Source organism: Prevotella sp. Rep29 (assembly GCF_019551475.1).
GTDB lineage: Bacteria > Bacteroidota > Bacteroidia > Bacteroidales > Bacteroidaceae > Prevotella.
Map to the genome: position 1 here is coordinate 1804942 of NZ_CP047159.1, position 15902 is coordinate 1820843.

General features: G+C 47.8%; 13 protein-coding genes. 2 read left to right on the forward strand and 11 right to left on the reverse strand.

The window, feature by feature from the left end:
* Positions 1–14 precede the first annotated feature (14 nt).
* Positions 15–1178, forward strand: coding sequence for a galactokinase (galK, locus tag GRF55_RS07705; protein ID WP_220367866.1), 1164 nt, complete (start codon positions 15–17; stop codon positions 1176–1178).
* Positions 1179–1385: 207 nt separating this feature from the next.
* Here galK and GRF55_RS07710 read toward each other — a convergent pair whose 3' ends face one another.
* From GRF55_RS07710 to GRF55_RS07755, 10 genes are all read right to left on the reverse strand, one after another.
* Positions 1386–2513: a CDC27 family protein gene (locus tag GRF55_RS07710; protein WP_220367867.1), complete on the reverse strand. Its 1128-nt coding sequence runs from the start codon at positions 2511–2513 to the stop codon at positions 1386–1388.
* Between the two features lie 45 nt (positions 2514–2558).
* A complete protein-coding gene (locus GRF55_RS07715; RefSeq protein ID WP_220367868.1) occupies positions 2559–3770 on the reverse strand; it encodes an S-adenosylmethionine:tRNA ribosyltransferase-isomerase in 1212 nt (403 codons plus the stop codon).
* A gap of 3 nt (positions 3771–3773) precedes the next feature.
* On the reverse strand, positions 3774–4475 hold the full coding sequence (locus GRF55_RS07720; protein WP_220367869.1) for a phosphatase PAP2 family protein: 702 nt from the start codon (positions 4473–4475) through the stop codon (positions 3774–3776).
* A gap of 4 nt (positions 4476–4479) precedes the next feature.
* Positions 4480–7074 (reverse strand): BatD family protein, encoded by a 2595-nt coding sequence (locus GRF55_RS07725; protein WP_220367870.1) that lies wholly within the window; start codon positions 7072–7074, stop codon positions 4480–4482.
* Between the two features lie 17 nt (positions 7075–7091).
* Positions 7092–7784 (reverse strand): tetratricopeptide repeat protein, encoded by a 693-nt coding sequence (locus tag GRF55_RS07730; protein ID WP_220367871.1) that lies wholly within the window; start codon positions 7782–7784, stop codon positions 7092–7094.
* Positions 7781–8815 (reverse strand): VWA domain-containing protein, encoded by a 1035-nt coding sequence (locus GRF55_RS07735; RefSeq protein WP_220367872.1) that lies wholly within the window; start codon positions 8813–8815, stop codon positions 7781–7783. The genes GRF55_RS07730 and GRF55_RS07735 overlap by 4 nt, the downstream gene beginning before the upstream one ends.
* A gap of 17 nt (positions 8816–8832) precedes the next feature.
* Entirely contained in the window at positions 8833–9831 is a 999-nt protein-coding gene (locus tag GRF55_RS07740) for a VWA domain-containing protein (RefSeq protein ID WP_220367873.1), read from the reverse strand.
* A gap of 12 nt (positions 9832–9843) precedes the next feature.
* The gene (locus GRF55_RS07745; protein ID WP_220367874.1) at positions 9844–10917 is read right to left on the reverse strand and encodes a BatD family protein; all 1074 of its coding nucleotides are present in this window, start codon (positions 10915–10917) and stop codon (positions 9844–9846) included.
* A 16-nt stretch (positions 10918–10933) separates the two neighbouring features.
* Positions 10934–11803: a DUF58 domain-containing protein gene (locus GRF55_RS07750; protein ID WP_220369660.1), complete on the reverse strand. Its 870-nt coding sequence runs from the start codon at positions 11801–11803 to the stop codon at positions 10934–10936.
* A 76-nt stretch (positions 11804–11879) separates the two neighbouring features.
* A complete protein-coding gene (locus GRF55_RS07755) occupies positions 11880–12875 on the reverse strand; it encodes a MoxR family ATPase (RefSeq protein ID WP_220367875.1) in 996 nt (331 codons plus the stop codon).
* Positions 12876–13255: 380 nt separating this feature from the next.
* On the opposite strand from GRF55_RS07755, the gene GRF55_RS07760 reads away from it, so the two are divergent.
* Positions 13256–14509, forward strand: coding sequence for an ATP-binding protein (locus tag GRF55_RS07760; RefSeq protein WP_220367876.1), 1254 nt, complete (start codon positions 13256–13258; stop codon positions 14507–14509).
* A gap of 223 nt (positions 14510–14732) precedes the next feature.
* Here the strand turns inward: GRF55_RS07760 and GRF55_RS07765 are convergent, their stop codons facing one another.
* On the reverse strand, positions 14733–15398 hold the full coding sequence (locus GRF55_RS07765; protein WP_220367877.1) for an outer membrane beta-barrel protein: 666 nt from the start codon (positions 15396–15398) through the stop codon (positions 14733–14735).
* Positions 15399–15902: the final 504 nt, after the last annotated feature.

Below are 15902 nucleotides of genomic sequence, written 5' to 3' on the forward strand. Positions count from 1 at the left end.
TAAAGCTATATACTATGGTAACGATTGAACATGTAAGGAGTCGGTTCATCAAGCATTTTGATGGGCAGACGGGAAATATCTATTTTGCGCCGGGCAGGATTAACCTTATCGGCGAGCATACAGACTACAACGGCGGCTTTGTGTTCCCCGGAGCGGTGGACTGCGGCATCATGGCTGAGGTGCGACCGAACGGTCTTAACACGGTCATCTGTTATGCGATTGACATGAAGGACAAGGTGGAGTTCAAGGTGGACGACCCCGTTGGACCGCGCACGTCGTGGGCTCGCTACATCTACGGCATTGTGCAGGAGATGCGCAAGCGTGGCGTGGATGTGAAGGGATTCAACACGGCTTTCTCGGGCGACGTTCCTTTGGGCGCGGGCATGTCGTCGTCGGCTGCGCTCGAGAGTTGCTTTGCTTTCGCGTTGAATGACATATTTGGCGACAATAAAGTTGAAAAATGGGACTTGGCGCTTGCAGGACAGGCTACCGAACACAACTATGTGGGCGTGAACTGCGGCATCATGGACCAGTTTGCGAGTGTGTTCGGACAGGCTGGCAAGCTGATGCGCCTGGACTGCCGTTCGCGTGAGTTCGAGTATTTTCCGTTCGACCCCAAAGGCTACAAACTGGTGTTGTTGAATTCGTGTGTGAAGCATGAACTCGTCGGTTCGCCGTACAACGACCGTCGCAATTCGTGCGAAAACGTGGTGAAGCATATTGCCGCCAAGCATCCAGAGGAGAAGTTTGAGACGCTGCGCGACTGCTCGTGGGAGCAGCTGGAAGAGGTCCGCGCAGAGGTTGGCGAGGCGGACTACACACGCGCTCATTTCGTTCTTGGAGAGAAAGACCGTGTGCTGACGGTTTGCGACGCCCTTGTTGCGGGCGACTATGAGACCGTGGGCAAGAAGATGTATGAGACTCACGAGGGGCTTTCCAAGGAGTATGCGGTGAGCTGCGAGGAGCTTGACTTCCTCAACGACATTGCCAAGGAATGTGGTGTTACCGGTTCGCGCATCATGGGCGGCGGCTTCGGCGGCTGCACCATCAATCTGGTGAAAGACGAACTTTACGACGGTTTCATCCGTGAGGCTAAGCGGCGCTATGCCGAGAAGTATGGCAAGGAGCCGCAAGTGATTGACGTCGTGATTGGCGACGGGGCGCGCAGGCTTTGCTAAGCCCCTCCGAAACGACGGCTGTTTACGAACGACGGGCACTCTTCTGCTGAGTGCCCGTCGTCGTTTTGTATAACCCTGCCTGGCGCTGTATTCAATACAGCGAGGCGCACCATTCAATACAGCGAAGCGCTATATTCAACACAGCGAGGCGCACTATTCAATACAGCGGAAAGCAGTCGCGTATGCAGCGTTTTCTGAACGTCGTGTTTACAAGTCGGGCGGCAACAGGATGGCTCCCTTTTTGTAATACGCCGTGCCGACAACCTGCACTGCCTGCTCCACCCACTTCCGCAGTTCTTCCGTCTCTTTCTCGTGCGCTGCCATGCTGAGGAATACGCGGTAGAAAGTCTTTTCGAGCTCGGTCTCACCCACGATGCCGTACACTTGCGCGAGATTGAAGCATGTCGCCAGGCTGTTTTGATTGCGTTTGAGAGCTTCACGCCATGCGAAAATGGCGTTCCACCACTCCCCTTTCTGATAGAATGCCTCGCCCAGTGCGCGCTTTGCGAGGAACATCACGCGTTGGTCGGGCTCCATCGCCTGCACCGCCAATTCAAGGTAGCGGATGCTTTCGTCGAGCGAATCGAGTGCGAGACATACTTCGCCGAGGCGGTAGAGGCATCCCGTGCTCTTGTGACCGTTGATTTCTGCCGCACGCTGCAGGTAGGTCCGCGCCTCGGGAAGCTGCTCGAGGCGGACGTGACACATGCCGATAGAATAATAGATATTGTATGTGGAATCGCCCAAGGCGAGCAACCGTTCGTAGGCTGGCAGCGCACGGACGTAGTCGTTCTGGAAGTAGTAGCTGTCGGCAAGCTGCAACAGCACGGAGAGATTCGTCGAATCGCGCTCGCAATAAGCCTTAGTCAAGGCATTCGCACGCTGTGGCAGATTCACCTCGTCCATGTTATAGACGCGTGCGATTTCAGCCGTCATCTCTGCGTCAAAGGGATACTTCCTCAGCAGCAGCTCGCCCCAGCGCAGCTCGGCAGCCGTGTTCTTGAAATACTTATAACTGTACACGAGCTGGCGCAACGACGTATGCGTCAGACTGTCTTCACTCACCGTCGCAACGCGTTCGAGCAGCGCCACGCAGCGCCTATAGTCGCCGCGCCGGTAGTGACACTCAGCCAAGCCGCGCGCAGCACTGATGTCTGCATACCGCTGCCACGCCTCCTCGTAACAGCCCAGCGCCTCGAAAATACGGTAACTGCTCAGCAGACTATCGCCCGCCGCCACCAACTCGGCACGGCTTTGGGTAACTCCCTGCGCCGCAGCCGCCGTCCAATTCAAGAGCAGGAACGCGATTCCCGCCCACAAGTTCTTGATACTCATGTTGCTTTCGTTGAAAATTATCGTTACTTCTGCCGTAAACCCACGCTACGGAATGAGCAGCGAGCTGTCGCCATAGCTGAGGAAACGGAAGTCGTGCGACAAGGCATAGTCGTAGATTCTGCGCCAATCGCCGTTCACAAACGCACTCACAAGCAAGAGCAACGTGCTCTGCGGCTGATGGAAATTGGTCACCAACGCCTTCACCAACTTATACTCATAGCCCGGCACTATCATGATTTGCGTGCTCGAGTGAAGCACGTCAAGCCCCCGCCTGTCCATATATGCCGCAAGCGCCGCTATCGCTTCCCGAGGCGAAAGCACGCCCGGGCGGTCGTAAGGCTCCCACTGCGCGATGTGCAAATCATGCTCCGCAAGCGACGCATCGGCACTCACCCGGCAGCCCATATAATAAAGACTCTCGAGCGTCCGCACACTCGTCGTCCCCACGGCGATGCACCGACAGTCGTGCCGCAATATTCCGTCGAGGACCGAACGGCGCACGCTGACATACTCAGTGTGCATCTCATGCCCCTCAATCTCCATACTCTTGACGGGCTTGAACGTCCCCGCACCAACGTGAAGCGTCACCTCTGCGCGCTCAAAACCGCCCCTGTCCAACCGCTCCAGCACACTCTGCGTGAAGTGGAGACCAGCCGTCGGAGCCGCTACACTGCCCTTTATCTTCGAATATACTGTCTGGTACGTCGTCTTGTCACGCTCCTCCGTCTTCCTGTTCAGGTACGGAGGGATGGGCAACTCGCCCGCCGCTTCGAGCAATTCGGCAAAAGTCACGTCCCGACAGTCCCACTCAAAACGCACACGCACGCCTCCCTCGTCCGACTCCTTCACAGCGCAGAGCCGCACGTTCACGTCCCCGACGCGCACTTCCCGGCACAACTCGCCCTCCTTCCACTTCTTCTGATTGCCCACAAGGCACAACCACGCGCACGAATCCCGCGTCTGGAACATCTGCTCGTAGTCAGCCGGAGCCACCGGTTCAAGCAAGAACACCTCAATCAACGCACCCGTTTCCTTGCGGAAATGAAGCCGCGCCTGAATCACACGCGTGTTGTTAAACACCATCAACGCATCCGTCGGCAGATAGCGAGGAAGCTCAGAAAACACATCTTCACTCAACACTCCTCCCCTGTAAACCAGAAGTTTCGAACGGTCACGCTGCGCCAACGGGAACTTTGCTATCCGCCCGTCAGGCAGCAAGTAGTCGTAATCACTTATCCGAATATGCCTAACATCCATCCGCTATACAATATAAAGAAACGCCCTTACCACACTATACAACAGACAAAACACCAACAGCGAGATGACAATATCGATGTCCACCCGGCTGTAACCCGTATAAGTGTACTGCGTAGAGACGTAATTTAACTTAGGCGTTATTTTAAAATACAACTTGAAATATACCCAATAGACAGACGCACCGACCAACGCTCCCCATACCAAACCCGTAAGAATGTCCGTCGGATAGTGCATCCCGAGATACAGCCGCGTATAACAGTTGAGCAGCGACCACGTAATCATGAAAGCATTGAAAATCCTACTTCGCACCAGCAAACAAAAGAAAACAGCCAGACTGAACGTGTTCGACGCATGGCCCGAGAAGAAACTATAGTCCGATGCCTGTACTCCCTCAACCACATCAACCAAATGCCTTATCGACGGGTCATTACACGGACGCAACCTGCCAACAAGAGGTTTGACAATCCCTTCCGACACCCCGTCCGCCAGGAGAAGACACAACAACGCCGCGCAAACCGTAAGCGCAACCTGCGTGAACGTTTCATTATTCTTAATCACAAGATAAAGCCAGCCCACATAAAGCGGTATCCACGTGAAGCCCGACGTAAAAGTAGCCATCAGCCCATCAACAAACAACGAGTCACTCCCGTTGAAGAAAAACAGAAGCTCGCGGTCTAATTCCAATATCGACTGAATATCTGCCATACACCTATATCACCTCTATCTGCTTCGCTGCAATCCATCCCTCGCGCCCGTCATCCAGCCTGATGCCCTTCCATTCGAGCAACGTATTGTCGGTAATCTCTATACGCGTCCCCTCGTGCAAGACAAAACTGTTTTTCGCTGCAGCATCCGGCGTAGCCTTCACTTGAACCGACGGCGACACGACAATAGCAGCATTGCGATGGACAAACTGCCGCTTCTGCTGCCACGCAAATACATTCGCAAGAATGAAAAGCACCAAGAACGCAATCGCTCCAAAGAACCCAACCTTCCGCAGGACAATACGCTCAGCAAACAAATACAGCAATACGCACATCAGCGTCAAGATGATACTGACGATGGCTGTTCGAGCCCAACGGTCAACACTGGTAAGATTTACAATTGATTTGTACCAAGTGACGAAGAACATCTCCGACTCCGGCGTTATCTTATCTATCGTCTTGGAACGGGCAAGCTGAAGATTAAAACGAATGTCGGCATCGCCCGGTGAAAGCATTCTCGCACGCTCATAGTTGATAATCGCACGAGTGATGTTGTCCGTACGGTAATACGCATTCCCCAGGTTATAATACAACTCGGCAGAGATGCCCTTCTTCAACAACTCCTCATAATCCTTGATGGCTTGCTGATAATTCCCTTTCGCATATTCCGCATCAGCATTCGCCTTCGTGACGGCAGACATGCTCATCGGACTCATGGAAAAAGCGAATAGAAGCAGACATCCCACCACTTTGCCTGGCTGAACGCCGCCTTTCCGTTTCCTGCCCTTCATCGTTTCTTCTATTTTCATGATTGCAGTCATTGCTGAATTAAAAGTCCTATCCATATTACCTGCCGCATCGCTAGGTGCATAACGCTCATACTCACATTCATCAAGAGCTCCGATAAATGTACTTATAGTAGCCTCATTCACCCCTTTCTCCTCAAGGCGCTCGGTGATATTGTCACGCGACAGTTCCTCTACCGGCATGTTCATCTTATCGCCGACGTATCCCCATAAAGCTCGCAGGACTTCATCATAAAACTCGTTCTGCTGACCTTTCTTCATCAGCGCATTGGCTTTCTTCAAGCGCTTGGTGGCTATTTTGTTTGCCTTCTTGCCACGCATCTTCACGATATTTGCACGATCGACTGCCCGTTTCCGGAAAATAATCAGCAATGCCACGAACAACAAGAGCGGGAACAAGATGCAAACCCAATACCACTTCGATTGATAGAAGAAGTCTTCTGCGCCATGAGTCTTCACTCTTCCTTCCTTTATCGGACGGATATCTTTGTTCTTCACATCACTGAAGTCACTCACCACAGAACTGGAGCCGTCTCCCTTCAAGACTTTCACGTTAAACGGTTGTGTCTTGACCGTTTTGTAGGCATTGGCAGACGTATCATAATACACCAGTTCCACCGCCGGAATCGCATATTCACCCACATTGCGAGGAACGGCAAGGAAGTCATAAACCATATTTCCCTCCACGCCATTGGATGTCAGGCGCGTCTTGTCGGTCACCTTCGCATCATATTTCTCGAAATCTTTCGGGAACTCCACATTGGGCTGTTTCATCAATTTCAGGTTTCCCGTTCCACTGACCACTACCCTCAGCGAGAGTGGGTCTCCTGCCTTTATTTCTGTCTTGTCCAGCTGTGCCGTCACATTGAACTTTCCGACACCGCCTGAGAAGTTCGCCGGTCTTTCCGGTAACGGATCCACCTGCACCTTCAATCCTGGCGCTTTGATATCACGCTTCACTTCTATATATCCCGAACCTCCATTGAAAAACGCTTCATAAGGATCAACGTTCCTGTTTTCCTGAACCACAACCCCCTTAAACGTGATACTCGGGATTTCCAGACTGCCCGTCATCTGCGGATACATGACATATTGGCTCCACGTCACACAGCGATAATTACGCCCGCCAACATTTTCTATATGGAAACTCTTTTGTTGCGGAAGCGGTATTTCCTGCGAATGGAACCCGTTGAGCTCAGGCATTTTTCCTTGCAGCTGAGTCAAATCCACCAGCGTATAGACTTTATACGTCAACAGTATTGGTTCTTGTTCATGCACGCGTGTCTTGTTTGCACTCACTCGTATAAAGAGGTCCTTGTCCGTTATCTGAGAACCGGCACTGCGCGGATGTGAACGGTGCTCGTCTTCATTGTAGAAATTATTGCCCCCTCTATTCGACGAACGTTTAGAATTTCCAGATATATTAATCTTAATCGAGTTCGACGTAATCGTTTTGTCACCCACATTGATGCGTGCCGGCGGAATGGTGTAGGTGCCATTCTTGTTTCCTATCAGGGTGTAGGTGTAGGTGATGGACGAAGAACCACTGGTATGTCCGTTCACCGTCCGGAAACTCTCTTGGCGTGATATGCTGGGACCGAATATGATTTCCAATGCTTCAGGAATACTTCCTATCTGCAAACTTCCGCTCACATTGGCTGTGTTTACCGTATATTCCAGACGGAAATTCTCTCCCGCCGGAACGGACGAAGGAGCTTTGACCGTAAGGGTCTGAGCACCTGCCACCAGTGAAATGACACCTAATAATATATATAATAGTATATGACGTTTCATATGATTCTCTCCTTTTCCTACCAGTTTTTCTGTAAACTTTTCGTGCGTGGTTTCGTCATTGCCTTCTGCATTCGCTGCTGTGTGTTCTTTTCTTCCTGCATGGCAGCATTCAGCAGTTGTTCAGCATTTTCCTTACTCATCTGATTGTCTTGAGGTTGTTGCTGTTTCTTTTCATCCTCCTTTTTCTGTTTTTGCTGTTCATTATTCTTTTCGTCTTGCTTCTTATCTTGTTGCTGCTTTTGCTCTTTCTGATTATTTTTTCCTCCGCCACCTTGTTTTTTCAGAAGTTTCTGACACAGGGCAAGGTTGTAGCGCGTCTGATTGTCTCTGGGGTTACAACGCAAAGATTCCTTATATGCCTCTATCGCCTGCCCATAATCTTCGTGAGCCTGAAAGACGACTCCGATATTGTGATACGACTTGGCACGTCTTATCTTGTCTTTTTCTGCCTTTGCAGCATCCAAGAACCTGGATATTGCCACGGAGTCATTTCTCTCTTCACCTTCTTTCTGCAGCATCACACACCCTAAATTGTAGAGTGCCTGGCTGTTGCGCTTGTTTTTCTCCAGCGCTTTACTGTATTCCACTTCTGCCTTATCGTAGTTTCCTTTACGATATTGCTTATTCCCGAGCCGGATGTGCTGCCGGTCGGTCTGCGCATGGAGTGTCACCGCTCCCATCATCAGTAGAAACAGAATATATCGTCTCATTTTTTTATCTCCTTTTTAAATAGTCTGACATTTTTCAGCATAGGATTTTTCCGTTCCAAAATACATATCTCCAGTATCAGCAGGAGCAGTGCAATGATGCCCACAGCCTGGAACTGCTCATCATATTCGCTGTATATCACGCTGGTCAGTTCGCCTTTCTGCATCTTGGCAATCTCATCGTCAAGCCGTTCCTGAGCGATGCTTGTATTATCCACATGGATATAGGTGCCACTCCCAGCTTCTGCTATTTCCTTACACATGTTTTCATTCAGTCGGGTCATTACGGTTTCACCGGCATTATCGGTCAGATAACCGCTCCCCTCACTTATTTCTATCGGTGCTCCAGCAGATGTTCCAACTCCAAGAATAAACACTTTGAAACCGCGTTTCTTTGCTTCTTTAGCCGCTTCGAGTGCGCCTCCCTCATGGTCCTCGCCGTCTGTAATCACGACGATTGCCTTTCCCGCTTTCTCATCCTGCGTGAACGAATTTATCGCCAGCCGAATAGCTTCGCCGATATCGGTTCCTTGCGTTGCTATCAACGAGGGGGTGATATTCTGCAAGAACATTTTTGCCGACACATAGTCGCTCGTGATGGGGAGTTGGATAAAAGCATCGCCTGCATAGACTATCAGTCCGACTTTATCGTTCGTAAAATGGTCCACTAAGTTTTCCACCAACAGCTTGCTCTTTTCCAGACGTGAGGGCACCACATCTTTAGCCAACATCGAGTTGCTGATATCCATTGCTATAATCACTTCTATGCCCTGTCGTTTTTCCCGACTGATTTTCGAGCCCATCTGCGGACGTGCCAGCATGATAATCAGAAGTACGAGTACAGCCATCAGCAACCAGAACTTCACGGACGGACGATACCTGGAAACGTCTTCCATCATTTCATTCAGCAAGTTCATGTCACCGAATCTGCGCAACTTCTTTTTCCTATGCTGGATGTGGGCATAGCGCACAAACACCAGTAAGGGAATTACCAGTAGCAACCAGAAAAATATAGGGTTCTCAAATCTGAACATATTTACTTTCTTCTATCTTATGGGATGCGGCGCAGGATGGTTGTTCTGAGCAGAATCTCCAGCAGCAAGACAATCAAAGCTGCCAGCACGAACGGCTGGAAGTTATCATAATGCTTGCTGAATTTCTTGACATCCATCTTGGTCTTCTCCAGTTTGTCTATATCTTTATATATTTGTTTCAGTTCTCCGGTATTCGTCGCCCTGTAGAAATGTCCGTTCGTGACAGAAGCAATATCCTCCAAGGTCTTTGTATCTATTTCTACCGGAACGTTCACATATTGAACCGACCCGCCGACGGTCATCGGATAGCGTGCCACCTTGTTGGTTCCTACACCAATCGTATAGACACGTATCCCATAACTCTTTGCTATTTTCGCTGCTGTCAGTGGCGAGATATCTCCCCGGTTATTACTACCATCGGTCAAGAGGATGACAACCTTGCTCTTGGCTTTACTTTTATCCAACCTGCTGACGGCATTAGCCAAACCCATTCCGACTGCTGTTCCGTCTTCGATAAGTCCGCGGGCTGCGATATCCGTCCGCACATTCTGCAGAAGGTTGAGCAACGACTGATGGTCGGCAGTCATGGGACATTGCGTGAAGGCTTCGCCAGCGAAAATCGTCAGTCCGATATTGTCATCCGGTCGTCCGGAGATGAATTCTGCAGCCACAGCCTTTGCCGCTTCCATGCGATTGGGGCTTAAATCTTCGGCAAGCATACTGGTCGAAACGTCCATTGCCAGCATGATGTCGATTCCTTCTACCGTCCTGTTGCCCCAGGAATTATGAGTCTGGGGACGCGCAAGCGCCAAGACTATCAGCACAAAAGAGAGCAGACGCAGCAACATCGGAACGTGCAGCAACCGCATGCGCCAACTCTTTACCACATTCTTATAGGCAAAGGTGTCACTCATGCGCATCGCCGGCTCACTCTTCTTTCTGTATCGGAAATACCATATCAGATAAGGTATCAGCAACAGGAGCAACAGCAGATATTCTTTATTTACGAATTCCATAGCCACCTCCCTTTATCCGATTAACAAGACTACTTGCCAGATGATGTATGCGAAGAGCAGTGCTGCACAAAGTGCGACAACGGCAATCAGGGAGAGCAGCACCTTATGCGACAGATTGTTGCGCTTTTCCTCCTCTGTAAACTTCGGAACGATTTTTTCTTCCGTCGGCATATCTTCCATTTTCGTATCATTGATGAATGCGACCACCGTCGTAAGGTTGCGGTCGTTCTCGTTGATAAGCGCTGAATATTTGGCAAACTTCACGAGGTCGGCAGTCTCGAACAACTCCCGCAACTCACCCAGTTTCTCCTTGTCCTCTTCCTGTCGCAAGCGGTCAATGATTTCACCACTGGTCATTTCCATCGCATTGATGCCAAAACGGTCCTGCAAATAGGTGCGGAGCGTATCGGTCAGCTGCGTATAATAAGCCTTCTGGTCTTCGGACGACGTCATCTTCTCCGACTTGATGCGCTCTATCTCCTTCAGGGCTTTCTGATGGGGCAGCATTTTCTTCACGACTTTGATACGCTTGATAATCGGCTTATTGCTACGCAAGCGTTTATATAAGTAGTAGCCGACTGCACTCAGTAGTATAACCAAAAGTATCTGCCAGATAATCGGCGTCCAGTCGCTCCACATAAACGGATTGTCCTGGATGCCTTTGGCAGGAAAGAATTCATCCTTCTTCAGCGTGTCCACCTCCACTGTTATCACTTTCAGCGCCAGACTCTTGCTTTGATAGGGTTTCCCGTCCACCTTGACCGTCACGGGCGGAAGATAGTAGAGCGTGTCATCGAAAGACGTGAGTGTGTATTTACGGGAAATCTTTTGCATTCCGTTATCTTGTTTCACCGTATCGGCATCTGCAACCTCAAGAAGTTCTATCCCGTCAAGTAGATAGGTTCCTGCCTTCACGGCGGGAAATTCCACTCGCTGACCGCTTTTCGCCGTTACGCTCAAAGTCAGATGGACCTGTTCGCCGATGAACATTTCCATTGAGTCAAGACGCTGCTCCACAACCACTTGAGAGTGGGCATGCACCGAAAGACACATCAGCAATATGATTATTATCTTTAATCGTCTCATAACATTTCCCATTCGTTCAACTCCTCATTTCAAACAGCCTTATCAGGTGTTTCACGTAATCGTCGTTCGTTGCGATAGACACATGGTCCACGCTGCTCTTGGTGAAAGTCTGTTTCAGCTGGTCGTCGCGCCGCAACCAATATGCCGTGTGCTGACGGCGTAAACGTTTCGAACTGGTGTCGATAATCGTCTCATGTCCTGTCTCCGCGTCGCGAACCTTCATCAATCCGACATCCGGCAGTTCCTTCGCCCGCAGGTCATATACCTGTATCGCCACCACATCGTGCTTCCGGTTGCAGATAGTCAGTGCGTTCTCGAAATCGTTCCGCACATAAAAGTCGCTCAACAGAAATGCCGTGCAACGGCGTTTCATCACCCGCATCAGAAACTCCACCGCCTGTGCAATCTCCGTGCGACGGCTTTCAGGCTTGAAGTTCAGCATTTCGCGTATGATATAAAGAATGTGCTTGCGTCCTTTCTTAGGTGGAATATATTTCTCTATCCTGTCCGAAAAGAAGATGACGCCAATCTTGTCGTTGTTCTGAATGGCACTGAACGCCAATGTCGCAGCAATCTCTGTCACCATCTCGCGCTTCGTCTGCCGGACGGTTCCGAAATCCAACGAGCCGCTGACATCCACCATTAGCATGACCGTCAGTTCGCGCTCTTCTTCAAAAACCTTCACGTAGGGGCGATGGAAACGGGCTGTCACATTCCAGTCGATATCGCGCACATCGTCGCCGAACTGATACTCGCGCACTTCCGAGAAAGCCATACCACGCCCCTTAAAGGCAGTATGATACTGTCCCGCAAAGATGTTCGAGCTCAATCCGCGCGTCTTGATCTCAATCTTCCTGACTTTTTTAAGAATGTCTGTCGTCTCCAACATAATTGTGAAAATCCAACATTTTTAATTTATCTCAATAGCCTCCCCTATTTGGGGGGAGGTTGGAGGATGCCCCTTAAGGCACTTCCACCTTGTTGATAATCTGGCTGACGATTTCCTCACTCGTCATGTTGCTGGCTTCTGCCTCATAGGACAGACCGATGCGGTGGCGCAACACATCATGAGCCACAGCACGCACATCCTCAGGAACCACATAGCCGCGACGCTTGATAAAAGCGTATGCCCGCGATGCCTTTGCCAGATTGATGCTCGCACGGGGCGAACCGCCGAAAGCTATCATCTCTTTCAGCTCCGGCAGACCGTAACGGTCGGGATAGCGCGAAGCAAAAACAATATCAGCAATATATTGTTCAATCTTTTCGTCGATATACACCTGAAGCACCACCTCACGCGCATCGATGATTTCCTGCGCCGTGGTCACGGGTGTCACCGTCGGAAGCGTACTCAACAGATTCTCGCGAATGATTTTCTTCTCCTCCTCCAGCGTCGGATAGTCAATCATCACTTTCAGCATGAAACGGTCCACCTGCGCCTCCGGCAACTGATAAGTACCCTCCTGCTCTATCGGGTTTTGCGTTGCCATCACGAGGAACGGGCTCGGCAGACTGAACGTCGTGTCGCCTATCGTCACCTGATGCTCTTGCATCGCTTCGAGCAACGCACTCTGAACCTTTGCCGGCGCACGGTTGATTTCGTCCGCCAACACGAAGTTGGCAAACACCGGACCCTTCTTCACCTGGAACTTCTCCTCTTTCTGAGAATAGATCATCGTTCCGATAACGTCTGCCGGCAACAGGTCGGGCGTAAACTGTATGCGCGCATATTTCGAGTCAATCAGCTGTGCAAGGGTCTTGATTGCCAATGTCTTCGCCAGTCCCGGCACACCTTCCAACAGGATATGCCCGTCGCTCAGCAATCCAATCAACAACGAATCGACCAAATGTTTCTGACCGACAATCACACGATCCATGCCCGATGTCAAATTCGTCACGAATGCGCTCTGCTGCTCTATCCGCATATTCAGTTCGCGGATGTCTATTGATTCTGCCATAATATATTTTTTTATGTTTAATATTCTTTCTTCAACGGGCGAAGCCCGATTTCCTCAAATTCCACGCAAAAATACAACAATAATCACGATTCAGCGCAACAATAGGGACTAAATAATATTAAAAAACATTCCAAAAACTTATATTTTAAGAAACTTTTGACAATGAGACTTGTAAATTAAACTTCCTTTTAAGGCAAAAAGAAATATCATTACCACTTCTCAATGAAAGAAATACTTATCATTCCTCTTCCTTTTTTCAAAAACAAAACGATTTTCCATTGCCTGCTATTCGGAATTTATTGTAATTTTGCAGAAAAATCGGAATAAAATTTTTCTGTATTCGGAATTTATTGTAATTTTGCAGAAAAATCGGAATAGATATGACTCAATACATTCAAAGAGAGACCTACCTTCGTCAGTTAATAACCCGTAAGGACAACGGCGAAATCAAAATCATAACTGGTCCCCGACGCTGTGGCAAATCATGGTTGCTGAGTAGAATTTATAAAGATTACTTGCTTGAAAATGGTATTCCTGAGGAAAATATCATTATCATTTCGTTTGATATGGACCAAGAAGAATATGGCGACTTGACCGATCGCCAAGCTTTGAAGTCTTATCTTTATAGCCGTATTATTTCCGCCACTGAACCTTACTATATAATACTTGACGAGGTGCAGGAAGTTGATGGATTTGAAAAAATTGTCAATGGACTCAATGCAAAGGATAATGTCGATGTTTACATCACAGGAAGCAATTCCCATTTCCTTTCTTCAGATATTAATACCATTTTTCGGGGTCGGGGTGATGAAATAAGAGTATATCCACTCTCTTTCAGAGAATTCTGCTCAGGTCGTACACATCAGGTTGGCGAATTATGGAAAGAATACTATACTTATGGAGGAATGCCAGCACTGAGCAAACTGCATACACCAGAACAGAAAGTCGCATATTTGCAGCGTTTATGGACTAAGACCTATATCGACGATGTTGTAGAGCGCCATCACGTCAGAAATCGCGAGGCGTTGTCAGCACTTGCAGATGCCTTGTGCTCGTCTGTCGGCTCACTTTCTAACCCCAATCGCATCAGCAATGTGATAAAAAGCGTACAAAAAATGAATATAGACCCCAATACGGTATCTCGATATATCAGCCACTTAGAGGAAGCATTCCTTTTTGAAGGTTCCAAACGCTATAACATTAAGGGCAACAAATATTTTGAAAGTCTCAAGAAATATTATGCTGTTGATGTTGGCTTGAGAAATGCAAAACTTAATTTCCGGCAACAGGAAATTACGCATATCATGGAAAACGTAATCTACAACGAACTCCGTATGCGCGGATTTACTGTAGATGTTGGTTTGGTCGAAACGCGCGAGATGCGAAATAATAAAATGGAATATATTCCGTATGAAGTTGACTTTGTCGCCAATAATGGAGTTGAAAAGTATTACATTCAGTCAGCCTTTGCGCTCGGCAACGAAGAGAAACGACGCCAGGAACTGAACTCACTACTAAAGATAGGCGATAGTTTCCAGAAAATTGTTATCGTTGGCGATGACATTGCTGAATATACCGACGAAAAGGGCATTCGTTTCATGGGACTATTCCAGTTTCTGATGACTGGAATATAACCAAACCACAAAAAGCGGCTCCGTTGAGTCGCTTTTTCTTTCCTTTTTAGTTTTTATACGGTGTGAGCTATGCTATTTCTTACATTACCACCAGCTTGATTCTCATCGAGGACTCTACTTCCACAATCATGGAGACTCAAAAGAAATATAGACGCCATTATTCTAAAGAAAAACAAAGAGGTCGTGTCAAAAGTAACTGGCACGACCTCTTTTACCACATTATTTATTGTTTATTAAATGTCCATTGCAGTCTAATATAAGCTACACCTTTGCTTTTTAGATTTTTGGAGATATTATCTTCTTCACTTGAGAATTTTGCAATATCAAGGAAGCCTTTATCAAGCCCAATGCTTATTCCAAACTTTTTAAAGCAAATACCAATATTTCCACCTATACCAAAATCAAAAGCTTTTGATTCCATTACAAAGTCATGATGTCCATAACCTTCAGAAAAAGAACACTTACCATTATATCCGATATAAGGACCTAAGTCGGCGAAAAGTTGAAAGTTGTCATTAATCTTATACTTTAATCCTACATGAATCGGAATATTGAGGTGTATTTGTCTAAAACTGTTACCTGATGTCATCATATCATCTAAAAGATTACTAGTCTTACCTCCATGTTGAGTAAAATGCAATCCAGTCAGTCCATACAATTTTGCTTTGTCATTAGAAAATGATTTAAATACTTTTTTAATATCAACACCTGCATTAATATTTATCACAGCATTGTCATATGGGGAATCTGAAGCTGTTGTTCCAACACCTATACTCACTGTATATTCAAATAGTTTAAAGAAAGGTTTAGGCTTCTCACCAACTGGTCCTTGAGCAAATGTGTTTACACTAAACATAGCGAAAATCGCAATTATAAAATACTTTTTCATTTTTAATACGTTTAAAAAATTAGTAATTGGTTTGTTTTAAAATCAGGACAAAGGTAATTGTTTGTTTTCGTTAGTCAATCATCCATTTCGTCCATTTCAGTAATAGTCCATTTGCTGGGGTTTAGACAATAAAAAAACGTGGACTAATAACTTCGTCTACGTTTCGGAGGTATCGGCAAACACCTATGCACCACATACGAGTATAAGCCCACGCCATTGCATGAGCATTAACTTTTACTCTTGGTGCTTCTTAATTTTTTGCCGAAATTTCCGAAACCAGAATAAAGCTAACGCTTTTTTATCTTAATGTCTTTTATTTGTTTTGTTACATAGGCATATTTTTTTACACTGCAAAATTACAAAAATCTTTCCATCTTTCACAGCTTTTCACCCGAAAAAGCTGTACCTCTGCGTTGTATTTCAAACGCTTTATAGGTGGGAATCGTAATCATAAAGTTGCTAATTATTTGATATTCTGTAGGCATAAAAGCGTCAAGTAAACGC